Origin of the sequence: Faecalibacterium sp. Marseille-Q3530 (genome assembly GCF_017377625.1) — a bacterium.
GTDB classification, from domain to species: domain Bacteria; phylum Bacillota; class Clostridia; order Oscillospirales; family Ruminococcaceae; genus Faecalibacterium; species Faecalibacterium prausnitzii_E.
Window position 1 is genome coordinate 80,244 of record NZ_JAFREH010000001.1, and the last position, 23,372, is coordinate 103,615.

Annotated in this window: 20 protein-coding genes; 10 read left to right on the top strand and 10 right to left on the bottom strand. The window is 60.7% G+C overall.

Annotated features, from left to right (window positions below):
* Positions 1-36: 36 nt before the first annotated feature.
* From J3350_RS00400 to J3350_RS00430, 7 genes are all read right to left on the bottom strand, one after another.
* The gene (locus J3350_RS00400) at positions 37-1,641 is read right to left on the bottom strand and encodes a hypothetical protein (protein WP_207685324.1); all 1,605 of its coding nucleotides are present in this window, start codon (positions 1,639-1,641) and stop codon (positions 37-39) included.
* Positions 1,631-2,350, bottom strand: a complete 720-nt coding sequence (locus tag J3350_RS00405; RefSeq protein ID WP_207685325.1) for an ABC transporter ATP-binding protein — start codon at positions 2,348-2,350, stop codon at positions 1,631-1,633. The genes J3350_RS00400 and J3350_RS00405 overlap by 11 nt, the downstream gene beginning before the upstream one ends.
* Positions 2,351-2,506: 156 nt before the next feature.
* On the bottom strand, positions 2,507-3,925 hold the full coding sequence (locus J3350_RS00410) for an amino acid decarboxylase (protein WP_207685326.1): 1,419 nt from the start codon (positions 3,923-3,925) through the stop codon (positions 2,507-2,509).
* Positions 3,922-5,373 (bottom strand): thioether cross-link-forming SCIFF peptide maturase, encoded by a 1,452-nt coding sequence (gene scfB / locus J3350_RS00415; RefSeq protein WP_097792083.1) that lies wholly within the window; start codon positions 5,371-5,373, stop codon positions 3,922-3,924. Before scfB ends, J3350_RS00410 begins: the two co-directional genes overlap by 4 nt.
* Positions 5,374-5,441: 68 nt before the next feature.
* Positions 5,442-5,588 (bottom strand): six-cysteine ranthipeptide SCIFF, encoded by a 147-nt coding sequence (scfA, locus tag J3350_RS00420; protein ID WP_015563834.1) that lies wholly within the window; start codon positions 5,586-5,588, stop codon positions 5,442-5,444.
* A gap of 132 nt (positions 5,589-5,720) precedes the next feature.
* Entirely contained in the window at positions 5,721-7,217 is a 1,497-nt protein-coding gene (spoIVA, locus tag J3350_RS00425) for a stage IV sporulation protein A (RefSeq protein ID WP_097792082.1), read from the bottom strand.
* A 112-nt stretch (positions 7,218-7,329) separates the two neighbouring features.
* Positions 7,330-8,175, bottom strand: a complete 846-nt coding sequence (locus tag J3350_RS00430) for a MurR/RpiR family transcriptional regulator (RefSeq protein WP_118553294.1) — start codon at positions 8,173-8,175, stop codon at positions 7,330-7,332.
* 499 nt (positions 8,176-8,674) lie between these two features.
* On the opposite strand from J3350_RS00430, the gene J3350_RS00435 reads away from it, so the two are divergent.
* The 8 genes from J3350_RS00435 (at position 8,675) to J3350_RS00470 (ending at position 16,073) form a co-directional block, all read left to right on the top strand.
* A complete protein-coding gene (locus J3350_RS00435; RefSeq protein ID WP_097792080.1) occupies positions 8,675-10,033 on the top strand; it encodes an ABC transporter substrate-binding protein in 1,359 nt (452 codons plus the stop codon).
* A gap of 126 nt (positions 10,034-10,159) precedes the next feature.
* The gene (locus J3350_RS00440; RefSeq protein WP_179859492.1) at positions 10,160-11,086 is read left to right on the top strand and encodes a carbohydrate ABC transporter permease; all 927 of its coding nucleotides are present in this window, start codon (positions 10,160-10,162) and stop codon (positions 11,084-11,086) included.
* Between the two features lie 15 nt (positions 11,087-11,101).
* A complete protein-coding gene (locus J3350_RS00445) occupies positions 11,102-12,070 on the top strand; it encodes a carbohydrate ABC transporter permease (RefSeq protein WP_207685327.1) in 969 nt (322 codons plus the stop codon).
* Between the two features lie 220 nt (positions 12,071-12,290).
* Positions 12,291-13,220 carry a dihydrodipicolinate synthase family protein gene (locus J3350_RS00450; protein WP_207685328.1) on the top strand — a complete coding sequence of 310 codons (930 nt, stop codon included), beginning with the start codon at positions 12,291-12,293 and terminating at the stop codon, positions 13,218-13,220.
* A gap of 82 nt (positions 13,221-13,302) precedes the next feature.
* Positions 13,303-13,764, top strand: coding sequence for a YhcH/YjgK/YiaL family protein (locus J3350_RS00455; RefSeq protein WP_207685329.1), 462 nt, complete (start codon positions 13,303-13,305; stop codon positions 13,762-13,764).
* Positions 13,757-14,461, top strand: coding sequence for an N-acetylmannosamine-6-phosphate 2-epimerase (locus tag J3350_RS00460; RefSeq protein ID WP_207685330.1), 705 nt, complete (start codon positions 13,757-13,759; stop codon positions 14,459-14,461). The genes J3350_RS00455 and J3350_RS00460 overlap by 8 nt, the downstream gene beginning before the upstream one ends.
* 15 nt (positions 14,462-14,476) lie before the next feature.
* On the top strand, positions 14,477-15,412 hold the full coding sequence (locus J3350_RS00465) for an ROK family protein (protein WP_207685331.1): 936 nt from the start codon (positions 14,477-14,479) through the stop codon (positions 15,410-15,412).
* A gap of 22 nt (positions 15,413-15,434) precedes the next feature.
* Positions 15,435-16,073, top strand: coding sequence for a GDSL-type esterase/lipase family protein (locus tag J3350_RS00470; RefSeq protein ID WP_097792074.1), 639 nt, complete (start codon positions 15,435-15,437; stop codon positions 16,071-16,073).
* A gap of 150 nt (positions 16,074-16,223) precedes the next feature.
* Here J3350_RS00470 and eis read toward each other — a convergent pair whose 3' ends face one another.
* From eis to J3350_RS00485, 3 genes are all read right to left on the bottom strand, one after another.
* A complete protein-coding gene (gene eis, locus J3350_RS00475) occupies positions 16,224-17,432 on the bottom strand; it encodes an enhanced intracellular survival protein Eis (protein WP_207685332.1) in 1,209 nt (402 codons plus the stop codon).
* Positions 17,433-17,447: 15 nt separating this feature from the next.
* Positions 17,448-18,782, bottom strand: a complete 1,335-nt coding sequence (aspS, locus tag J3350_RS00480) for an aspartate--tRNA(Asn) ligase (protein WP_207685333.1) — start codon at positions 18,780-18,782, stop codon at positions 17,448-17,450.
* Between the two features lie 132 nt (positions 18,783-18,914).
* The gene (locus J3350_RS00485; protein ID WP_207685334.1) at positions 18,915-19,529 is read right to left on the bottom strand and encodes a sugar transferase; all 615 of its coding nucleotides are present in this window, start codon (positions 19,527-19,529) and stop codon (positions 18,915-18,917) included.
* A 260-nt stretch (positions 19,530-19,789) separates the two neighbouring features.
* On the opposite strand from J3350_RS00485, the gene J3350_RS00490 reads away from it, so the two are divergent.
* Both J3350_RS00490 and J3350_RS00495 read left to right on the top strand, forming a co-directional pair.
* On the top strand, positions 19,790-21,796 hold the full coding sequence (locus J3350_RS00490) for a TIM-barrel domain-containing protein (protein ID WP_207685335.1): 2,007 nt from the start codon (positions 19,790-19,792) through the stop codon (positions 21,794-21,796).
* Positions 21,797-21,969: 173 nt separating this feature from the next.
* A complete protein-coding gene (locus J3350_RS00495; RefSeq protein ID WP_207685336.1) occupies positions 21,970-23,340 on the top strand; it encodes an MATE family efflux transporter in 1,371 nt (456 codons plus the stop codon).
* The last annotated feature ends 32 nt before the right edge of the window (positions 23,341-23,372 follow it).

Sequence of the window (23,372 nt, forward strand, 5' to 3'; positions counted from 1 at the left end):
CTCTGCTGCAATGCCCGGAGAGGGTCTTTTCATCTTTTATAATCTCTGCAATCGTTCTGCGCCCTTCGTCTTCAGCCAGCGGAGCGCAGCCCCATCGGCCAGGGCAAGGATGCCCAATGCTGCCATCCATGCGGCCTCGGCCGACACGAACTGCGCCAGCACCAGCACCCCCACACCCAGCACAAAGCCAGCGGCCCAGTTGACAAGCAGTGCCAGCAGAACGCTGGGGTTCTGCTTGATGACGGCCATCTCGCTCGTCCAGTGAAAGCGCGGCATCGTCACGCCGAGCATCAGCCCGGCGGCAGCTGTGAAAACAACATCCAATGCCACCAGCAGACCCGCCAGCAGGGCCGAAGTCCACGGCACGCGCAGAAGCACCAGCCCGCAAGCCAGACAGAGCAGCGCGGGCGGCAGGGTGACCAGCAGATGCAGGTCCAGTTTCGCCCGCAGCACCTGCCATGGTGTCACCGGCAGACTTTGCAGCTGCCACAGCTGTTCCCCTTCCAGTGAGACGGACGGCACGGTGAGGAGGTTCATCCCGGCCACCAGAACCACCGTGAAGGTCAGCAGCACCGCGCCCAGCTCCCGCGCGGGCAGCCGCGCCGCCAACGCCCGCAGTGCGTCCGCCTTGTATCCCATTGCGCCGCTGAGAAGCAGCAGCGCCAGCGACCCCATGGCGCAGTTGAGCAGATAGGACGCGCTGCTGCCCAGATGGAGCAGTTCCCGGCGCAGCAGCGTCCGCCGCAGCGAGGAACGGCGGGCCAGCCGCGCCCGCGTCCGTTTCACGGCCCCGCGCCGGGTCGTCATCAGGGTCAGATACGGCCCGGAAAGCGCCCTGCCCAGCGCCGCGCAGAGCAGCACGATGCCAACGGCCAGCACCAGCAGCAAAAGCGGTTCCCCGCAGGCGGCACCTCCCAAAAAGCGCCCCGCACCCGTTAAGGCCGTGTTATTTTCTCCCAGCGCCGCCTGCCCCAGCACCTGTTCAAGCTGAGCCATTCCCCGTTGGTAAACGAGAGCATACACCACCGCAAGCCCCAGGGTTGCTACGACCGTGACCAGCGTTTTGTGTGCGGCCCGCGCAGTGCAGAGAGCGACCACCCACCCCAGCAGCGCCGCCAGAAGGGTCGCTGCCCCGGCCAGCACCAGCGCCATGGGGACTGCACTCAGCAGCCCGCCCAGCGGAGAAGCTGCATACAGCCCATACACTACTTCTGCCGGGACCCAGAGCAGCAGCAGATAGAACAGGCACATCGCGTACAGCCCGCTCATCCGGACGGCAAAGATCATCCACGGCGGGATGGGCATCGCCAGCAGCAGGTCGTTGTCTCTGGCCTGAAACAGGCTCCCATAGCTGGAAAACGCCCCTGCAAACACGCCGACAGCCAGCGCCAACAGCTCCATCGTCAGGAAGTACAGTGCCTCCTGCCCGGCGGGCAGCAGCAGCTCCCCCAGCGGCCACGCCAGCGAGAAGAAACTGCCCATCACCAGCAGCACGATGCCCCCATACAGCGCTCCGAACGCCAGCCGGCCCGCTCTGGTGCGGTGTCTGCCGGTGCTGGCGCTCCGGACAAGGAAGGCCCCCTGCTCCCGCAGCTGTTTCCGGAACAGAGCGCGGAACAGACGTCTGGTCTCAGTGTCCATCCTGCACCCCTTCCAGCTCCAGAAAGACCGATTCCAGCGAAGCATCGCCCCGCACCTCGGCCATGGAGCCAGCCCGCACGAGCCGCCCCTGCCGGAGGATGGCCACCTGGTCGCAGAGCTTTTCGGCCACTTCCAGCACATGGGTGGAAAAGAAGATGGCCCCGCCTGCATCGCAGAAGGCCCGCATGGTCTGCTTGAGCTGGTGGGAGGCCAGCGGGTCCAGCCCCACGAACGGCTCATCCATCAGGATGAGTTTGGGCGCGTGAAGCAGTGCCGCCAGAATGGCCAGCTTCTGCTTCATGCCGTGGGAGTAGGAACTGATGGGCTGGCCCAGCGCTTCGGTCAGCGCAAAACGCTCGCCGTACACCTGCACCCGCTCGGCGCGGGCGGCCTCGCGGACGCCGAACACGTCCGCAATGAAATCCAGATACTGGATGCCGGTCATGTAGCCATAAAGGGCCGGGTCATCCGGCAGATAGGCCAGCTGACGCTTGGCCGCAAGCGGGTCGTCCCGCATGGAACAGCCGTTCACCCGCACCTCGCCGCGATCCGGCTGCAAGATGCCGCAGCAGCATTTCAGGGTGGTGGTCTTGCCCGCCCCGTTCGGCCCGATAAAGCCGAAGATCTCTCCCGGCCGGATGGTCAGTGTGAGGTCATCCACCGCCGTTTTCTCGCCGTACTGTTTGGTCAGATGCCGGATCTCCAGCATTCGGATCTCTCCTTTCGGTCTCGATGCGCTCCTGTTTGATAGCCAAATCGTATCATCCGCGGAAGTGCCTGTCAAGCATTTCGGCGCAAGTCGGGATGCAAAAGCGGCACCAGCCCGCAAAGCAGTTTTGCTTTACAGACCGGTGCCGCTTTCTGTTCATTTCAGGACTGCGACATTTTTGATGCCGTATCGTGCAAAAAGTTTCAGTGCTGCCGGGCCGATGCGTTCCCCGCTCACCACGATGGGGATCGCCGGCGGGCAGGAGACGGTGGGCATCGCGCAGACGCGGCCCAGCGCCGTTTCAGCGGGGATCAGCTCCTGCGGGGCGAACACTGCCTGCCGCACGGTGCAGACCGGCACAGCTTCCGCCGCCAGTTCCGTGAAGACATCTGCTTCCGGTTCCGGCAGAGCCGGGGCCGACGGCAGAGCCGCGCAGAGCCGTGCCACTGCCGCTTCCAGCCGCTCATAATCCTGCGCCGGGTTTTCGGGGGTGAACATCAGCACCACATACCGGGGGTCGGCATATTCGCACTCGATGCGGTCCTGCCGCAGAGCCTCGGCCAGCGCGGTGCCGGTCATGCCCAGTGCCGCCGCATCCAGCGTGAATTTGAGCGGATCACGGGCGGGGGCGTCCACCGCCAGCGGGAGCGGACAGCCTGCCGCAGCGGCCTGCTCGTTCAGCACCCGGCGCATCCTGGTCAGCTGCCCGCAGCAGGAGTAGAGCCGCAGCGGATACCCCTCCGAAAGATATCGGTTGCACCGGTCGAGGGATTGCAGGATCAGATAAGACGGGCTTGTGGAGCCGAACAGCGCCAGCGCATTGCGGACTGCCGTTTCCTCCTGCACGGGCGCTTTCGGCCCCAGATGCAGGTAGGCGCCGCCGGTGAGGACAGGCAGGGTCTTGTGCCCGGAATCGCAGCACATCGCCGCCCCCAATGCAATGGGGTGGCGGCTGCCGCCCACCAGAAAGTTCAGATAGGCACCGTGGGCATTGTCCACCAGCAGCGGCACACCGTGCGCATCGCAGACCTTTGCAAGGGCCGCGATGTCCTGCATCCCGCCGAGGTAGTCCGGGCTGGTGAGGTAGACGCCGAAGGGGGTTCTCCCCTGCCCGGCCAACCGGTCCAGCGCGGCGGCAAGCTGAGCTTCGGTCACGGGGCAGCTGCACAGCGCCCCGGCCGCGTCCGGCGCGGGCCAGAGCCACTGGATGTCAAGATCCAGCAGCGCGGCGGCATAGAGCAGCGCTTTGTGGGCGTTGCGGGCCGCCAGCAGCACCGGGCGCTGCCCGGCGGGGGCCGCCTGCATCGCCAGGCAGAGCATGGCCCGGATGCACTGGGACGAGCCCTCGGTGCTGTAATAAGTGTGGGCCGTGCCGAAGAGCCGGGTCGCGTTGGCCTCGCTCTGGGCGATGATGCCATCGGCCTCATACAACTCATCCGCGCCCCGGATCTCGGTGATGTCCAGCCCTTCAAACCCCAGCAGGGCCTGCCCTTTATGGCCGGGCATGTGAAGGCGGGAAGTCCCGGACTTTGCGTAGTTCTGCACAAAGTCCACGATGGGCGTGGTCATGCTCATTCGCAGGCTTCGCCGTCCGCGCAGGCATTGCAGGTGCTGCCCAGTTCGATGGGCACCTCGATGCCCTGTGCGGCCAGCTCCTGGTTCTTGGCCACCTGGATCATGATGGCGCACTCCATCCGCTTGCGGAACAGCTCACAGCCGTACTCGTACACGCCGGTGATGCTGCCGGTGGCGTGGTATGCGTTGGCCGCACAGCCGCCGGAGCAGTAGAGCTTGGCCCAGCAATCCTTGCACTCCGGGCGGGCATAGGCGTTGCAGTGCTTGAACTCATCCCGCACGGCGGTGTTGGTGACGCCCTTCCAGATGTCGCCCATCCGGTACTTGGGGTCGCCGACGAACTGGTGGCAGGGGTACAAATCGCCCCAAGGGGTCACGGCCATGTACTCGGTGCCGGAGCCGCAGCCCGAAATGCGCTTGTAGATGCAGGGGCCGCCGGTCAGGTCGATCATGTAATGGTAGAAGGTAAAGCCACGGCCCTCGCGGTCGCGCTTGAGCATCTCCTTGGCCAGGATCTCATACTGCTCCTTCAGGATGGGCAGGTCGGCCTCGGTCAGGGCGCTGGGGTCGTCCGGCTTGCAGACCACCGGCTCCATGCTCAGCTCAGTGAAACCGAGGTCCGCCATGTGGAAGATGTCGTTGGTGAAGTCGGTGTTGAAGTGGGTGTAGGTGCCGCGCATGTAGTAGCCCTTGTCGCCGCGCTTCCGGACGAACTCCTGGAACTTGGGCACGATGGCGTCATAGCTGCCGTGGCCCGCGTAGTCCTTGCGGAAGCGGTCGTGGACCTCCTTGCGGCCATCGAGGCTCAGGACGACGTTGTGGCACTCCTTGTTGCAGAAGTCGATCACATCCTCGTCGATCAGCATCCCGTTGGTGGTCATGGTGAAGCGGAAGTTCTTGTTGTGGATCTTCTCCTGCTCGCGGCAGTAGGCCACCAGCTTCTTCACCATCTCAAAGTTCATCAGCGGCTCACCGCCGAAGAAATCAACTTCGAGGTTGCGGCGGGTGCCGGAGTTCTCGATGAGGAAATCCATGGCGCGCTTGCCCACCTCAAAGCTCATCAGCGCACGGTCGCCCTGATAGCGGCCCTGCGAGGCGAAGCAGTAGGAGCAGTTCAGGTTGCAGGTGTGGGCCACATGCAGGCAGAGCGCCTTGACCACGGTGTTGCGGTTCTTGAAGTCGAAGGCCATGTCGGCGTAGGTATCGGGGCTCCACAGCTTGCCCGCCTGTTCCAGCGCGGCCACATCCTCCAGGCACTGGCGCAGGTCGGCCTCGGTCACGTCGGGGCGGTCGCCGTACTTTTCGAGCATGGCCGCTACGATCGCATCGGCGGAGCGCTCCTTGTACAGGGCGATGACGTCATACGCCACATCGTCCACCACATGCACCGAGCCGCTGCAGGTGTCCAGCACGATGTTATAGCCGTTCAATTGATACTGATGTACCATTTTAGTCTCCATTCCATTGTTACATAAAAAAATGCCGCCCGGCAAAGGCGGCATCCGATTTGCAGAAATTACTTGTTGCTGTTCTCGCACTTCTGGTTTGCCACGCCGCAGGAAGTCTTGCAAGCGGACTGGCAGGAAGTCTGGCACTCGCCGCAGCCACCGGTCACAACGCTCTTGGTCAGGTCACGAGTAGCGATCGTCTTGATACGTTCCATAATATATAACCTCTCTAGCTCAAAAGATTTGATGCGCAGAACCACCCACGCACGATATTACCTTTGTGTATAATACCACGGGCCGGGCTGGATGTCAAGATTTTTGTCACAGTTTGGCGGGAAGTGAAATGTTCACAGCAAAATACAGATGAGGCCGCTGCACCCATCGTTGATGACCTTTTCCAGCGTATCCTGCAGGCGGCCGCGGGCTTCCTGCGGCATGTGCAGCAGCTTGTTCTGCAAGCCCTCGTTGACCAGTTCATGCAGGCTCTTGCCGAAGATGTTGGACTCCCACAGCCGTTCCGGGTCGGACTCAAAGTCGCCCAGAAGGCTCTGCACCAGATCCTCGCTCTGCTTTTCGGTGCCCACGATGGGGTTGATCTCGGTGTGGATCACGGCCTTGAGCATGTGGATGGAGGGGGCACTGGCTTCCAGACGGACACCGTACCGCCCGCCCTGCCGGATAATCTCCGGTTCTTCGAGCGAAAGCTCGTCGATGGTTGGCATCACGATGCCGTATCCGGTGGCCTCCACCTGTTCCAGCGCACTGCGGATCTTTTCATATTCGCGTCTGGCTCTGGAAAGCTCAATGATGCAGGGCATCAGGCCCGCTTCATCGCCGATGGCAAGGCCGGTCTGCTCGCTGAGCACCCGGTAGAACACATCCGGCTTGAGCAGAACCGTCACCCGCACGATGCCCTCCGAGAGATCCATGCCGCTGAGGGTGGAGCGCTCCACCGAATCGCTGGCAAGGGCTCCGGCGCTGTTCTGGGCCGGGACATCCTTCATGCGGGAGATCTTCTCCGAAAAATCCAGTGCGGCCGTGTAGATCTCCGTTTGGAGCCAGTGGCCCCGGTCCAGCATGGTGACCCAACGCGGGATGGCAAAATCCAGCTCCCGCACCGGGAACTCGTAGAGCACCCGCCGCAGGATCTCGTGCAGGGCGGCGCGGTCCAGGTCGATGCAGCTCACGGGCAGCACACTGCGCCCATACGCCTGCTCCATCTGCGCTGCAAGGGCCTGCGTTTCCGGGGCGTCCGGGTGGGTGCTGTTGAGCAGGATGACAAAGGGCTTGCCCAGCGCTTCCAGCTCCTCCACGACCCGCTGTTCGGCGGGAAGATAGTTTTCCCGCGGGATCTCGCTGATGGTGCCGTCGGTGGTGACGACGATGCCGATGGTGGAGTGATCCCGGATGACCTTGCGGGTGCCGGTCTCGGCGGCAAGGTCAAAGGGGATCTCTTCCTCAAACCAGGGGCTTTTGACCATGCGGGGCTTTTCGTTCTCCTCGTGGCCCATGGCCCCCTCCACCATATAGCCCACGCAGTCGATGAGGCGGATGCGGCACTCACCGCCGCCTTCCAGCTGGAGCGGGACGGCGTGCTCCGGGATGAACTTCGGCTCGGTCGTCATGATGGTGCGCCCCGCCGCCGACTGGGGCAGTTCGTCCCGTGCACGGAGGCGGGCGTCGTCCTCCTCGATGGCAGGCAGCACCAGCTGCTCCATAAATTGCTTGATGAGGGTGCTTTTGCCGGTGCGCACCGGGCCCACCACTCCGATCAGGATCTCGCCGCCGGTGCGTGCACCGATCTCGCGGCAGACCGTGGCTTCCAAACGTTCCTGCTTTTCCAAAATGGTCTCCTCCTGTCCGCATCTGGCGTTCTCAGAGACACTATATTCTCAAAACGCAAAAATAGAACCCTCTCCCAGCGCACAAGGCTGACGGAGAGGGTTTCCTTTTTTATTAGAGCAGCTTGATGGCCACGGCCTCGCTCGTGCGATCCTGGGCATCGTTGGCCTGCTGGGGGTCATCCAGCATGTAGCGGAGCAGCAGCACCTCGGCCACGTAGAGCACCGACACCTTGATGGGGATGCTGCCGGAATCCAGCGGGCTTTCCTGTGCGCCGCAGAGCAGCACCACGTCCGCCAGCGCAGCGCCCGGCGAGTCCTCGTAGTGGGTCAGCAGGACGATCTTTGCGCCGGATGCCTTTGCGGTGCGCAGGGTCTCCATCATGTCGCGGGTCGCGCCCGAATAGGAGACGAAGAGCACGACGTCCTCCGGCGTCATCAGGCTGGCGGAGAGAAGCTGCAAGTGGCTGTCTCCTGCCGTGCGGAACTTGTTGGACAGGCTGGAAAAGCGGGCACAGATATCATTGGCCAGCAGCATACTGCCGCCCTGCCCCAGGCAGAACACCTGCCTTGCTGCCCGCAGCAGATCCACGGCCTTGTCCACCGCATCCGGCGAAAGGGCGCTCTGGGTGCCATTGATGGCCGTGAGGAACAACGCGCTCGCATGCTCACAGAGCTTGTCGGTGGTCGTGCCCGGCTCCGGCTCCTGCTGATTGATGAGCGAAGCGGTCGCATTGGCCTGGGCCAGCGCAATGCGCATCTCATGATATCCTTCGAACCCCAGCGCCCGGCAGAACCGGAAAACGGTCGCCTCAGCCACCTTGCACTCCCGCGCCAGCGACGAGATCGAAAGATACTGCGCCTCGTCGGCATGGTGGATGAGGTAATCCGCCACCATCCGCCCGGATTTGGTTAGCTCGTCCTGCCGCTGGTGCAGCAGCTCCCAGAAATTAGTAGACATGTCAGCTTTCTCTCCTACTTTTTTCCCCGGCATCCGCGTCTGCTCCGCCGCACATACCGCTGTGACGCCTTTGCCGGGACTCTTTCTTAATGAAAGTATAAAAGAATCTTTCCTCCTTGGCAAGAGTGGCTTTCACCACAAATCACCGTCGTTTTCTGTGCAGAGCGTCCAATTTCAGCCTGAAAGTACGACTTATTTTCGAAAATTCTTTTCAAAATCAGACAAAAATGCCCCTTTTGTCTTCGAAAACTTTTTTCAGGCTATGTAAAATCCGTGTTTTTACAATGGTTACAAAATGGCTACAATCACCAAAAATCCCGCTGTTTTTTGAAAAAGAGTCGTTCTCTTCGCTTGATTTGGTAGTTGTTCACAAGAAAGTTTTTTCAAAATTGTGTATTACATAGATAGACAAAATGAAAATATTTTTCTATAATAAAGGCAACAACAGCGGCTCGACACGATAAGCCGCAAACATATGATATGCAAGGAGAATTTCGTTATGAAAAACTGTATCTCTCGTCGCTCCTTCCTGAAGGCTGCCGGCATCCTGAGCGCGGCAGGCGCACTGGCCGCATGCGGCGGTTCCTCTTCTTCCAGCACCGCAGCGTCTTCGACCGCCTCTTCCGCAGCTGCTTCCAGCACCGCTTCTGCCGGTGCAAGCATCAAGCTGTGGACATACCCCATCGGCGGCTGGGGCAAGGATGAGACTGTGCAGGAGCTGATCTCCAGCTTCAACGCAAAGTATCCGGACATCAAGGTCACCGTCGAGTATCTGGACTACACCAACGGCGACGACCAGGTCAACACCGCCATCGAGGGCGGCAGCGCACCCGACCTGATCATGGAAGGCCCGGAGCGTCTGGTCGCAAACTGGGGCAAGAAGGGCGTCATGGCTCCCCTGAACGACCTGTGGACCGACGATGCCAAGAAGGACATCTACGCATCGGTCGAATCTGCCTGCAAGAACGAGGCCGGTGACTACTACGAGTATCCCCTGTGCATGACCGCACACTGCATGGCCGTCAACATGACCAAGGTCAAGGAAGTGGGCGCAGACCAGTACATTGATACCGACAAGCACACCTGGAGCACCGACGGCTTCCTGAAGACCGTTGACGCACTGTACAATGGCGGTTACGAGAACGTCGCAGCCATTTATTGCAGCGGCCAGGGCGGCGACCAGGGCACCCGCGCCATCATCAACAACATGTACGGCGGCACCTTCACCGATGCAGCCCACACCAAGTACACTGCTGACTCCCCCGAAAACATCAAGGCCATCCAGGCTCTGTACGATGCAAAGGGCGTCAACTTTGATGCTTCCATCAACGGCGGTGAGGAGATCACCCTGTTCCGCAACGGCACGTTGCAGATGGCATTCTGCTGGAACATCGCACAGCAGCTGAACTCCGACAACAACGACGCCGGTCTGACCAACAGCGGCGACGAGATCTTCCCCATGGCCTTCCCCACCGAGAGCGGCGACCCGAAGCTGTGCGGCGGTATCTGGGGCTTCGGCATCTTTGACAACGGCGACGAGGCCAAGATCGAAGCAGCCAAGACCTTCATCGACTTCATCGCAGCAGACCCCGACCAGGTCGGTGCAAGCGTTCTGGCTTCCACCTACTTCCCCGTTCGTGAGAGCGTTGGCGACATCTACGCCGGCAACGACATCATGAGCGAGTACACCAAGTTCATGTCCTACCTGGGCGACTACTACCAGATCACTCCGGGCTGGGCAACGGCTCGTACCGAGTGGTGGAACATGCTGCAGCGCGTCGGCACCGGCGAGCCTGTCGAGCAGGCTGTTGCGACCTTCGTTCAGAATGCAAACGCTGCCGCTACTGCTGAGGCATAAGCTGCACACCCCATCCTGACCGTCATCTCTTGATAAAACCCTTGCCCCTTCCTCGAAAATCCCGGCGAGGGAGGGGCAATTCTTTTGCAAAAAATCCGTCGGGAGCCGATCAAAACGAAAGGTTTGGTGATTTTCTTGGCTGCAAAGACTGCATCGATCAAAGAGCCGAAGCGCAGCCGCGCACTGGTCCGGCAGGAGACCATCGCATCCTACCTCTTCCTTCTGCCCAGCCTGATCTTCTTCTTGGGATTCGTCATCTACCCCATGGTCCTGTGCGTGGTCACGAGCTTCTTCGATTCCACCATGAACCGCGCCGACATCTTCGTCGGCCTGGCGAACTACAAAGAGCTGTTCGCAGACCCCATCTTCATCGGCGCATTGAAGAACACCATCATCATCGTCGTGGTCTCCGTGCCTGTTACCTGTGCATTCTCGCTGTGGGTCAGCTCGGCCATCGTCGATCTGCCGGAGTGGACCACCAGCCTCTTCCGCTGCGTGTTCTATCTCCCCGTCGTCACCGGTTCGGTCGCCGTTACCGTCGTGTGGAAGTGGATGTACAACAACTACTACGGCATCTTCAACTATCTGGGCAAAACGCTTGGCCTCATCGACAAGAACATCAACTGGCTGGGCGATGAGCGGTTCGCTCTGGGCTGCATCATCCTCATCCTGCTGACTACCTCCGTGGGCCAGCCCATCGTTCTGTACGTCTCCGCACTGGGCAATGTGGACCAGTCCATCGTCGAGGCAGCCGAAGTGGACGGTGCCAACGATTTCCAGGCGTTCTGGAAGATCAAGTGGCCCGCCATCATGCCCACCACCCTGTACATCCTGGTCATCACCACCATCAACTCCTTCCAGTGCTTTGCACTGATCCAGCTGCTGACGTCCGGTGGCCCCAACCACAGCACCGACACCATCATGTACTACATCTACTACACCGCATTCAAGCTGTACCGCTACGGCTACGGCAATGCAATGGGCGTTGTGCTGGCGGTCATCATCGCCATCCTGTCGGCAGTCCAGTTCAAACTGGGCAATCAGGACAATTAAGGGAGGTGCCAAACAATGAGTGCAACTGAAAAGAAACAAAAGCCGTTGAAGCGGCACCCCAGCAAGCTCAAGAAAGCCAGCGCCTACACCATCTTGACGCTGATCCTCATCAGCATCGTTGCGGTGACGTTCGCTTTCCCGCTGTATTGGATCATCACCGGTTCGTTCAAGACCGGCGCTACCATCAACTCCACCACCCCGGAGTGGTGGCCCCATGAGTGGGTGCTGACCAACTACCAGAAGCTGTTCGCGGGCAAGAGCGCTCCGCTGTGGCAGCTGGCCATCCCCTTCAGCGCACGGTTCAGCAGCGACGGCGAGCCCACCTATTTCTCCGTCGGCCCCACGGCTCCGGCTGCGCTGCGCTGGATGATCAACACCGTGTTCATGGCTGTCACTTCCATGATCCTGACCTGCATCACCGCCGCCATGGCGGGCTATGCGCTGGCCAAGAAGCGCTTCGTCGGCCGCAAGGTGCTGTTCACCCTCATCGTCTGCGCCATGGCGCTGCCCAAGCAGGTCATCCTGATCCCCTTGCTGCGTGAGATGAGCTCCCTGAACCTGTACAACACCATCTGGGCCGTCATCTTCCCCATCGTCGGCTGGCCATTCGGTGTCTTTTTGATGAAACAGTTCAGTGAGGGCATCCCCACCGAAATGCTGGAAGCCGCCCGCATCGACGGTGCGAGCGAAGCAAAGACCTTTATCAGCATCGTTCTTCCGATGGTCAAACCGGGCGTTGGTGCGCTGGCCATCTTCACCTTCATCAACAGCTGGAACGACTACTTCATGCAGTTGATCATGCTGTCCAGCACCAGCAACCTGACCATTTCGCTGGGCATTGCAAAATTGCAGGCAGAGAACAGCACCGACTTCGGCCTGATCATGGCCGGTGCCGCACTGGCTGCTGTGCCCATCATCATCATCTTCCTCATCTTCCAGAAGTACTTCACCAAGGGCATCGCAATGGGTGCGGTCAAGGGCTAAAATCCCGACCGCCGCCTGCGGCGGAAACAGGGAGGGATTTTTGGCGCAGCGGTCTGCAAGACGCGAGGCCCGCTCAAGGGCTGAAGCGGATGCAGGGCACCGCAAGAGGGCGCTGCTCCCGTTGCCCGAACAGAGAGCGTACGAGCTTGCTGTTTTGGTTTCCCTCCCCCCCAACAAACAACGTCTGAACCATGATTCGATAGAGAAGGAGACAAGTATCATGAAAGACATTTCCAAGTATCAGGGTGTCATCCCTGCGTTCTATGCCTGCTATGACAAGGACGGCCACATTTCCGTGGAGGGCGTCAAGGCCCTCACCCGCCACCTGATCACCAAGGGCGTCAAGGGCGTGTATGTCGGCGGTTCGTCCGGTGAGTGCATCTACCAGCACCCCGATGAACGCAAGCAGGTCCTGGAGGCCGTGATGAGCGAAGCCCAGGGCAAGATCACCGTCATTGCCCATGTCGGCTGCAACAACACCGCCGACAGCGTCGAGCTGGCAAAACACGCCGAGAGCGTGGGCGTGGACGCCATTGCTTCCATCCCCCCGATCTACTTCCACCTGCCGGAGTATGCCATCGCCAAGTATTGGAACGCCATGTCCGCCGCTGCCCCCCACACCGATTTCGTCATCTACAACATCCCCCAGCTGGCAGGCACGGCACTGACCATGAGCCTGCTGAAGGAAATGCTGAAGAACCCCAACGTGGTGGCCGTCAAGAACAGCTCCATGCCCACACAGGACATCCAGATGTTCAAGGATGCCGGCATCGCTGCCCGCGGCGAGGGCAATTTCGTGGTCTTCAACGGCCCCGATGAGCAGTTCGTTTCCGGCCGCGTCATCGGTGCCGACGGCGGCATCGGCGGCACCTATGCCGTCATGCCCGAACTGTATCTGGCCATGAACGAGCACATCAACAAGGGCGAGATCCGGGAAGCTCAGGCCCTCCAGTACGAGGCCGACCGCATCATCTATAAGATGTGTGAGGCACACGGCAACCTGTACGCCGTGCAGAAAGAGATCCTGCGCCGGATGTACGGTCTAGAGCTGGGCGGTGTCCGTGAGCCGATGCCCAGCCTCATCCCCGAAGACGAGCCCATCGTGGCCGAGGCACAGGCCATGATCGAAGCTGCCATTGCGAAACTGTAAATCTGTAAACTGAAAAAGCGCCCCCTCTTCCGTCTCGTTTCTGAGGGGAGAGGGTCGGCGCTCTTTTTGATGGAGGGACCTTATGATCTGCGATACTCTGGAGCACCTGACCCTGTATCAGGGCTTCCACAAGAACCTCGACACGGCCATCACCTTCCTGATGGCCTGCGACCTGAATAGCCTGCCGCTGGGCCGCACCGAAGTGGACGGCGACACGGTGTTCATCAACGTGATGGATGCCGAACTCCACCCCAACGAAGGCTCGCATCCGGAATACCACCGCATCTACGCCGATCTGCAGATCGACCTGACCGGCAGCGAGGGCTGGGGCTACGAGACCGCACCCGGCACCGAAGTGAAACCCTATGCCCCGGACATCGGCTTTCAGGACAGCCCGGACGCCGTGTTCGGCACTCTGGGCGGCGGGCGGTTCGTGCTCTTCTTCCCCGGCGAGCTGCACAAGCCCGGCGTTGCACAGCCCGATTGCAGGAATGTGCGCAAAGCAGTCGTAAAGATCAGAATGGAGGATAAATACCATGGATAAGGAAAAACTGTTTGCTCAGATCAAGGGCGGCCTGATCGTCTCCTGCCAGGCGCTGGAGCATGAGCCGCTGTACACCAAGGAGGGCGGCGTGATGCCCCTGATGGCCAAAGCCGCCGCCATGAGCGGAGCCGTCGGCATCCGCGCCAACACCGTGCGCGACATCACCCAGATCAAGGCCGTCGTGGACCTGCCCGTCATCGGCATCATCAAAAAGGACTACCCCGGCACCCCGATGTACATCACCGTGACCATGAAGGAAGTGGACGAGCTGGTGGCCTGCGGTGTGGACATCCTCGCCGTGCAGGGCACCGGTGCGCTCCGCCCGGACGGCTCCACCTCTGCGGAATTCATCCGCGCCATCAAGGCGAAGTATCCCGACCAGCTGCTGATGGCCGACTGCGACAATTTTGAAAATGCCATGGCCTGCGCCGAAGCCGGTGCTGACTTTGTGGGCACCACGATGCGCGGCTACACCCCGGAGACTCAGGGCATCAACGACATCGACTTCGCGTTCGTCCACAAGCTGGCCGCCGAGTGCCCGGCCAAGATCACCGCCGGGGGGCACATCCACTACCCCGAACAGGCCGTCAAGGCACTGGAAGCCGGTGCATTCCCCCTCGTGGTCGGCGGGCCCACCACCCGCCCCGCCGAGATCACGGCCCGCTTCACCGGTGCCATCAACGCCATGAACCACTGACGCGGAGACGTTTTTATGAAGACAAAACAGTATCTTGCCATTGATATCGGCGGTACCTCCGTCAAGCTGGGCATCGTGGATGAGACCGGTGCCGTGCTGGCCAAAGCCGAGGAGAGCGTCAGCTTTGACGGCTACGAGACGCCCATCCTGACCACGGTGTGCAAGGCAGCCAAAGCCTTTGTGGAAGCGCAGAACCTCTCCCCTGCCGCCCTTGTCGGCGTGGGCGTTTCGGCCACCGGCCAGATCGACAGCCGCGCCGGAACGGTCGTCGGCACCTGCGGCAATCTGCCCCACTACATCGGCTCCCCCATCAAAGCGGAACTCGAATCGCTGTTCGGCCTGCCCGTGACCGTAGCGAACGATGCCAACTGCATGTGCCTGGGCGAAGTCTGGGTCGGCGGCGCAAAGGGTTACACCGACGTCATCGGCGTGACGCTGGGCACCGGCGTCGGCGGCGGCATCTTGACCGGGGGCCGCCTGCTGGAAGGTGCCCGTGGTCTGGGCGGCGAGCTGGGCCACTACCGGCTCCACGCGCTCGACGGTGTGCCGTGTACCTGCGGGGCTGCGGGCTGCTGGGAGCGCTACGCCGCCACCACCGCACTCGTCCGTGCTGCGCAGGAGAAAGACCCCGCCTGGACGAATGGCCGCGCGATCTTCGCCGCCGCGCAGGCAGGCAATGAAACCGTCCTTGCCCTGCTGGACCACTGGACAGATGAGATCGCGCAGGGCCTTGCCGGCATGGTGCACATCTTCAACCCCCAGCTGATCCTGATCGGCGGCGGCGTGAGCGCCCAGCAGAAGCTGCTCATCGACCCCATTGCGGCCAAGGTGAGAGCCTCCGTGATGCCTGCCTTTGCCGAAGGGTTGGAGATCCGCGCCGCCCAGCTGCACAACGACGCCGGAATGGTCGGCGCCATCTACTATTTCCGCCAGAACCATCCGGAACGATAACTCAAAAAGGAGTGTATTTGCGATGAAAACTCACATTCTCTGCCTGGGCGACTCCAACACCCACGGCTATTGCGCCGACCCGAAGGACAACGCCGACGGCGGCATCCGCTTCAACGAGGACGAGCGCTGGACCTGCCGTTTGCAGACCGCGCTGGGCAGCCAGTACCTCGTCACCGAAGAGGGCCTGTCCGGCCGGACGACCGTTTTCGTGGACCCCATCCACGAATCCATGGACGCTCTGAGCGTCGCGTATGCCCTGCTGAAAAGCCATGAGGTCATCGACCTGCTCATCATCATGCTGGGCACGAACGACGTCAAGGAGCGCTTTGGTGCCAACGCCGCCTGCATCGGCGCCGGGATGGAGCGGCTGATCCAGAAGTGCAAGAGCGTGGACTGCTGGGGCGGCAAGGAGCCCAACATCCTCATCGTGGCACCGCCCCGCATCAAGGAGGGCTTCCATGACGAAGTCATGGGCGACGGCTGCGTGGAGAAGTCCCGCGGGGTGGCCGCGCAGTTCCAGATGATCGCCGCGCGCAACCATGTGCATTTCCTCGATGCAGAGGGGTGCGAGTTCAACCAGATCGACTTCATGCACCTGACCCGCCACGGCCACGCGCAACTGGCTGAAAAGCTGGCCGAAGTGGTGCCGACGCTCCTTTGAGCGAATAAAAAACCTCTCCGCCACGCTGACGCATGCCTGCTCCCCCGAAAGGGGGAGTTTTTTTGATGCCGTAATATACAGCACCAGCCCCCGCCCTTTGGGCGGGGGCGGCATTGCGAAGCAATGACGGAGAGGGTTTTTATGGTTCGATCAGATGTAATCCGAGATGTACGGGATCTTGTGGAAGAGCACATCGTCCAGACGCTCAACGGCCTCTTCCCTGCCCTCGATGCGCTCCAGCTCATACAGACGTTCTGCCGTCTTATAGCCCAGCAGCAGGGTGGAAAGGGTGCCGATGCCCATTTTAAGATGATGCTCCGGCGGTTCCCGCGTCTGGGTGCATTCGCCATTTTTGAACTTCACCGTGAAGGTGCGGTCGTTCCACGGGAGGAGCTTGTCCTCGATCTCCAGCGCGATGGTCAAGGTGCCGCCGTCCGGGTCGCAGGGATAATCGGCGAGGAAGTCTTCCACGTCGATGATGCGGCCCATGGCATAGGGGCGGATGCTCTCTTTGATGTCGCCATCGTCCATCTCAAAGGCGATGGGTTCGCTGAAATAGGTGCTGCCGTGCACCTCGTCGATCATGGAATCGTGAGCGTGGATGTACTCCCACAGGCCTTTCTGCGCCTCGCGGTTCAGATAGACCATTTCCTTGATGTGCATGATGTCGTTCTTGATGAGGTAGACCATGTAGCCGCAGGGCTTGTCCTTGACGTTGTAATAGACGGCCACATTGGTGTCGTCCTCATCCCAGCGCCAGTATTCCTCCCACGCGAGGCTGTTGCGGAACAGGCACCCATGGGTGATGGACGCAAAGTGGGAGTGCAGCTCATGGAACTCGGTGTTGTCCCAGGAGACGCGGCGGACGTAGCCGGGCGCTTTGACCTTGGTGGGGATCTGCCGGTCCTTGATGTTGAACGAGATCTTGTTGGAGACGATCTCCCACCCCAGATGATGGTACAGCGGGATGGAATACGGGTAGAGCAGCGCGAAGGATTTGCCCTCCTCGTGCATCTGGGTCAGGCCCTGGATCATCAGCTTTTTCATGATGCCCTGCCCGGTGTACTCCGGGTAGGTGCAGACGCTGGTGACAAAGCCGACATGGTACACCGTATCGTAGATGTTCATCTTCAGCGGGTAGACCGCAAACTGCGAGATGAGGTCTTCGCCATCGAAGCAGCCCAGCACATCGGCGCGCTCCAGCACCGGGAACTTGGACTGCTTGATCTCATCGTCCTTCCAGCCGGTGGCGGTCAGTTCCTCTTCCGTGACCTGAAAAGTATACCGCAGCAGCGCGTTGTACTGGTCCAGATCCTTTGGTTCGAGGTAGCGGGTGGTATAATGTTCTGCGGCGTTCATGATAACGCCCCATCATCACGGAGTCAGACGGTTGGGGCCGCGGAACAGGAACTCGGCTTCCTTGATGGGCAGACCGCAGAGCAGCATGGTCAGGCGGTCGATGCCCAGACCGAAACCGCCGTGCGGCGGGCAGCCATACTGGAAGAACTCCAGATAGAACTTAACGTCCTCGGCCAGACCCTTTTCCTCGGCCTGCTTCTTCAGCACCTCATAGCGGTGCTCGCGCTGTGCGCCGGTGGTGATCTCGACACCGCGCCAGATCAGGTCGTAGCCCTGAGGCACACCGTTCTCGTCGCGCATGTGGTAGAACGCGCGCTTCTCGGCGGAGTAATCGGTGATGAACAGGAACTCGTGGCCATAGTGCTTCTTGACCCACTCGTAGCTCAGGCGCTCGGCCTCGGTGGTCAGGTCGCCCTTCTCGGAGTCATCGACGGTGTAGCCGAACTCCTCTTCCAGACCCTTGTACAGGTCGGCCAGCTTGACCACGGGGAACGGCGTCTCCGGGACGATGACCTCCTGACCGAAGGCTTCCTTGATCTGCTCGCCGTACGCTTCCTTGACGGCGGCAAGGCCAGCCTTCAGCAGTTCTTCCTCCATCTTCATGACATCGCGGAAGGAGGTGATGTAGCTGAACTCCAGATCGAAGCCGGAGAACTCGGTGGCGTGCTTGTTGGTGTAGCTCTTCTCGGCACGGAAGACGGGACCGGTCTCAAAGATGCGCTCGAAACCGGCCGCCATGGCCATCTGCTTGTAGAACTGGGGGCTCTGCGCCAGGTAGGCGTTGCGGTCAAAGTAATCGACCTTGAACACCTCGGAGCCGCTCTCGCTGGCCGCAGCGATCAGCTTGGGGGTGTGGATCTCGATGAAGTTCTGGTCCAGCAGGAACTTGCGCATGGCGTTGACCATGCAGCTCTGGGCCTTGAACATCAGCTGGTTCTCATCGGTGCGCAAATCGACCCAGCGGTAATCAATGCGCTGGTCGATGCTGGAGCGCTCGACGGCCTTCTTCTTTTTGGTCGCAGCGATCTCCTTGCGGACGATGGGCAGTGCATCCGAAATGCTCTCGATCTCGATGGCGGTGGGGATCATCTCGATGCCGCCCATCTTGACGTAATCGTTCTCCACCACCTTGCCGGTGACGGTGATGACGGAATCCGGGGTCAGCTGGTCGATGGTGTCCACCAGTTCGGGGTGGTCGGCCTTCTCGACAGTGATCTGGAGCTTGCCGGTAATATCTTTCAGCACGATAAAGGCCATGGCTTTGCTGTTGCGCAGGTTCTCGATAAAGCCCTGGACTTTGACCGTATTGCCAATTTCCTTTTGTACCTCGTTGATGTAGGTGCGGTTCATGGAAATCCTCCTTCGTATTCTTGTGTACTTTTTTATTATAGCCTTTTTGTGGGAGAAATCAACCCAAAACCCCCATCTTCGTCCGCAACTTCTCCCCGCTGCAGCCCATTCGTTCACGCTTTGCGCTGTCCCTTACCCTTTTTTCTTTTCGTGCAGGGTGCCGGTGCCGCCCTCGACGACGCCTTCGTGGTCCAGCACGGCGACGATGGTACCAAAGAAGCATTTCACGTCCATGCCGAAACTCAGATGCTCCACATAGTAGCCGTCGAGCTTGGCCTTCTCGTCGATCTCCAGCTCATCGCGGCCGTGGATCTGCGCCCAGCCGGTCAGGCCGGGGCGGACATCGTTGGCTCCGTATTTGTCGCGCTCGGCCAGCAGGTCATACTGGTTCCACAGCGCCGGGCGCGGGCCGATGACCGCCATGTCGCCCACGAAGATATTCCACAGCTGGGGCAGCTCATCGAGGCTCGTTTTGCGTAGAAAATGCCCCACCCGCGTGATATACTGGTCCGGGTCCTTGAGCATGTGGGTGGGCATATCATGCGGGGTATCCATGCGCATGGTGCGGAATTTGAGGATGTTGAAATGCTGTTTGTGGATGCCCACCCGCTTCTGTTTGAACAGGATGGGGCCCGGCGAATCCACCTTGATGGCGATGCAGAGGATGAGCAGCAGCGGCGATAACACGATCATGCCGCAAAGCGACAGGATGACCGCCAGCAGCCGCTTGATGCCGTTACGATACATAGAACTTTCTCTCCCTTATTCACTTATTCATTGGTGTGGATGGAACGGTTCTAGTATACCAAGCTCTCCGACATTTTTCAATTCATCGCGCAAGGTTTTCCGGAACACCCGCATCCGGAGTATGGGCAGCCCACCGCCGGGCAAACGCCGGTTTTGTTGCATTTTTCAGCCGGTTTTCCCCCTTGTTTCGGGCGGCGTTCTGCCGTATCATACCACTGGAATGACGTTGTGCGTTTTTTATCATAAAGGAGGGTCCCATCATGATCCAGAGATTTTCTTTCGGGCATCCCATCCCCACCGGGAGCGTCGAGCAGATGCTCCCCCTCTGCGGAGGCAGCGTCCCCTTTCTGACCCCGGCCGCCGAAGGCTGGACGTATCGGATGCGGGAAGACTGCGTCGTCTATGGTCTGGGCGAGATGCCCCGCGGGCTGAACAAGCGCGGCTGGCATTACATCGCCAACAACACCGATGAATCGCACCACACCGAGGACAAGCTCTCGTACTATGGTGCGCACAATTTTCTGCTCATCCGGAACGGGGAGGACTGCTTCGGTCTCTTTGTGGATTTCCCCGGAAAAGTCCATTACGACATCGGCTACACCCGGCACGACACGCTGTGTTTCCACACCGAGGAGCCGGACTACGAGCTGTACGTCCTCTCCGGCGGGGACGAGAACGCGCTCTGCAAAGAGTTCCGTGCCCTCATCGGGCGCAGCTACATCCCGCCGAAGTGGGCGTTCGGTCTGGCGCAGAGCCGCTGGGGCTACAAGACCGAAGAAGATGTGCGGGAGGTCGCCCGCCAATACAAGGCAAACGGCCTGCCGCTGGATATGATCTGCATGGACATCGACTACATGCAGGACTACGCCGATTTCACCGTCAACCGGGAGCGTTTCCCCGACCTGAAAAAGCTCTCCGATGAGCTGAAGGCGGAGGGCATCCGGCTGGTGCCCATCATCGACGCGGGGGTCCGCATCGACGATGCCGACGCGACCTGCAAAGAGGGGCTGGAAAAAGGCTACTTCTGCAAAAAGGCCGACGGCACCCCCTTCGTGGCGGCGGTCTGGCCCGGCAAAGCCTACTTTGCCGATTTTCTGCGGCCAGAGGTGCGGGAATGGTTCGGCGGGCGGTACAAGGTTCTGACCGACCTCGGCATCGAGGGCTTCTGGAACGACATGAACGAACCGTCCCTCTTCTACACGCCGGACCGGCTCCAGGCCTTTCTGGACTCCATGGCCGCTCTGCGCGAAAAGGACAACATTGAGCAGGAGGAATTTTTCAGCCAGGTCGTGGGCGGCGCGATGGGCCTGATGAACAGCCCCGAAGACTATGCCAGCTTCTACCACGAAGTGAACGGCCAGAAGATTCGTCACGACAGGGTGCACAACCTCTACGGCGGCAGCATGACCCGCGCAGCGGGCGAAGCCTTCGCAAAGCAGCACCCGGAAAAGCGGATGCTGCTGTACAGTCGCTCCAGTGTGATCGGTTCGCACCGGTACGGCGGCATCTGGCTGGGCGACAACAACGCCTCCTGGGGGCAGCTGCTGGCCAACATCCAGATGATGCCCAGTGTGCAGATGTGCGGCTTTTTGTATGCCGGTGCCGACCTGTGCGGCTTCAGCTCTGACACCACGCCGGACCTTGCCCTGCGCTGGCTGGAATTCGGCCTCCTGACGCCGCTGATGCGCAACCACTCCGCCATCGGGACCCGGATGCAGGAATACTACCGCTTCCCGGAGATGCTGCCCGCCATCCGCCGGATGCTGCACCTGCGCTACGCCCTGCTGCCCTACCTGTACAGCGAATTCATGAAGGCCGCGCTTGAAAATGGCTCCTACTTCCGCCCGCTGGCCTTTGATTACCCCGCCGACCCCGACGCCCGCGAGGTGCAGGACCAGCTCCTGCTCGGCGAAGGGCTGATGGCCGCGCCCATCTACACCCAGAACGCCCATGGCCGGATGGTCTATCTGCCGGAGCCCATGAAGATGCTCCGCCTGCGCAGCGTGGACGACTACGACGAGGAAGTCCTCCCCGCCGGGCACCACTACCTGCGCTGTGCGCTGGATGAGGTGCTGCTCTTCCTCCGGCCCGGCTGCATCGTGCCGGTGGCAGCACCGGCCGACAACACCGCCCAGCTGGACGACACGCAGCTGACCCTGTGGAGTTATCTCCCGGACGGAGGCTCTGCCGCCTACCGGATGTACACCGACGACGGCTTCACCACCGACTATGACGCGCCGGAGCACTGGCGGCTCATCCGGAGCTGAGCCGTCCGCACCGGAAATGCAGCCTTTCGGCTCGATTTTATCCAAATTTTCCTTGTAATTTACGTTTTCAGGGACTATAATAAGGAATTGTGCCGCCCTCTCCGGAAGGCGGTGCTTTCTGATGACAAACAACAAATTTTTAATCCCAGCCTGATGCAAGGAGGAAGCGATTCATGGCACAACTGACTCGGACGGGCGATTTGACCAGCGGCCCGCTGCTGAAAAAGATCATCCTGTTTTCCCTGCCGCTGGCAGCATCCAGCATTTTGCAGCTCCTGTTTAATGCTGCAGACGTGGTGGTCGTCGGACGGTTCGCGGGCAGCACCGCGCTGGCCGCTGTCGGCTCGAACGGTGCGCTCATCAACCTGCTGGTCAACCTGTTCGTAGGGCTTTCGCTGGGCGCGAATGTCGTCGCAGCCCGCTGCTTTGGTGCCAAAGACGAGCGCGGGGTGCAGAACACCGTTCAGACTTCTGTCACGCTGAGCCTCGTCAGCGGTGTGCTGCTGGCCTTTGTCGGCTTTTTCGCAGCACGCGGCCTGCTGGAACTGATGTCCTGCCCGGAAGACGTCATTGACCTTTCGACGCTGTATCTGAAGATCTACTTCATCGGGATGCCGATGACCATGCTGTACAACTTCAACGCCTCGCTGCTGCGCGCCGTGGGCGACACCCGCCGCCCGCTGTACTGTCTGGCTGTGTCCGGCGTCATCAATGTGGTGCTGAACCTCGTCTTCGTCATCCTGTTCCAGATGAGCGTGGCGGGCGTGGCGCTGGCCACCATCATCAGCCAGACGGTCTCCGCCCTCATGGTCACCGTCCTGCTCATGAAAGAAGAAGGCCCCCTTCACCTCGACCTGCGGCATCTGGGCTTTCACAAGGGGGCGCTGGTGCAGATCCTGAAGATCGGCCTGCCCGCCGGTCTGCAAAGCACTGTGTTCAGCCTTTCCAATGTCGTCATCCAGTCGGCGGTCAATTCCTTCGGCTCCACGATCGTGGCAGGCAACTCGGCTGCTGCCAACATTGAAGGCTTCATCTACACCGGCATGAACGCCTTTGCTCAGGCTGCTGTCACCTTCACCAGCCAGAACGTGGGCGCCCGCCGGTATGACAACCTCGACCGCGTCATGCGGAACTGCCTGCTCTGCGCCGTAGTGGTCGGCATCGTGCTGGGCGGCGGTGCCTACCTTGCCGGTGAGGGGCTGCTCCACTTCTATTCCACCGATGAAACGGTCGTCGCCGCCGGTCTGGCCCGGATGAAGGTCATCTGCACCAGCTACTTCCTCTGCGGCATCATGGACACGCTGGCCAGCTGCCTGCGCGGGCGGGGCTACTCCGTCCTGCCCATGATCGTCAGTCTGGTGGGCAGCTGCCTGCTCCGTCTGGTGTGGATCGCCACCATCTTCCAGCTGTTCCGCTCCACGACCACGCTGTACATCAGCTACCCCATCAGCTGGCTCCTGACCGCTTCCGTCCACCTCGCCTGCCTGCTGGTGGTGCGGCACAAAATGAACAACGCAGGGCGGCCGGCAAAGATTGCGGCTTAAACTCAAAAAAGAACAGGGCTGCGGCAGCTTTC

Excerpts from the sequence above, each read along its gene's own strand:
- J3350_RS00400 (WP_207685324.1), bottom strand. The coding sequence starts at position 1,641 with ATGGACACTGAGACCAGACGTCTGTTCCGCGCTCTGTTCCGGAAACAG.
- J3350_RS00405 (WP_207685325.1), bottom strand. The coding sequence starts at position 2,350 with ATGCTGGAGATCCGGCATCTGACCAAACAGTACGGCGAGAAAACGGCG.
- J3350_RS00410 (WP_207685326.1), bottom strand. The coding sequence starts at position 3,925 with ATGAGCATGACCACGCCCATCGTGGACTTTGTGCAGAACTACGCAAAG.
- scfB (WP_097792083.1), bottom strand. The coding sequence starts at position 5,373 with ATGGTACATCAGTATCAATTGAACGGCTATAACATCGTGCTGGACACC.
- scfA (WP_015563834.1), bottom strand. The coding sequence starts at position 5,588 with ATGGAACGTATCAAGACGATCGCTACTCGTGACCTGACCAAGAGCGTT.
- J3350_RS00430 (WP_118553294.1), bottom strand. The coding sequence starts at position 8,175 with ATGTCTACTAATTTCTGGGAGCTGCTGCACCAGCGGCAGGACGAGCTA.
- J3350_RS00435 (WP_097792080.1), top strand. The coding sequence starts at position 8,675 with ATGAAAAACTGTATCTCTCGTCGCTCCTTCCTGAAGGCTGCCGGCATC.
- J3350_RS00445 (WP_207685327.1), top strand. The coding sequence starts at position 11,102 with ATGAGTGCAACTGAAAAGAAACAAAAGCCGTTGAAGCGGCACCCCAGC.
- J3350_RS00450 (WP_207685328.1), top strand. The coding sequence starts at position 12,291 with ATGAAAGACATTTCCAAGTATCAGGGTGTCATCCCTGCGTTCTATGCC.
- J3350_RS00455 (WP_207685329.1), top strand. The coding sequence starts at position 13,303 with ATGATCTGCGATACTCTGGAGCACCTGACCCTGTATCAGGGCTTCCAC.
- J3350_RS00460 (WP_207685330.1), top strand. The coding sequence starts at position 13,757 with ATGGATAAGGAAAAACTGTTTGCTCAGATCAAGGGCGGCCTGATCGTC.
- J3350_RS00465 (WP_207685331.1), top strand. The coding sequence starts at position 14,477 with ATGAAGACAAAACAGTATCTTGCCATTGATATCGGCGGTACCTCCGTC.
- J3350_RS00470 (WP_097792074.1), top strand. The coding sequence starts at position 15,435 with ATGAAAACTCACATTCTCTGCCTGGGCGACTCCAACACCCACGGCTAT.
- eis (WP_207685332.1), bottom strand. The coding sequence starts at position 17,432 with ATGAACGCCGCAGAACATTATACCACCCGCTACCTCGAACCAAAGGAT.
- aspS (WP_207685333.1), bottom strand. The coding sequence starts at position 18,782 with ATGAACCGCACCTACATCAACGAGGTACAAAAGGAAATTGGCAATACG.
- J3350_RS00485 (WP_207685334.1), bottom strand. The coding sequence starts at position 19,529 with ATGTATCGTAACGGCATCAAGCGGCTGCTGGCGGTCATCCTGTCGCTT.
- J3350_RS00490 (WP_207685335.1), top strand. The coding sequence starts at position 19,790 with ATGATCCAGAGATTTTCTTTCGGGCATCCCATCCCCACCGGGAGCGTC.
- J3350_RS00495 (WP_207685336.1), top strand. The coding sequence starts at position 21,970 with ATGGCACAACTGACTCGGACGGGCGATTTGACCAGCGGCCCGCTGCTG.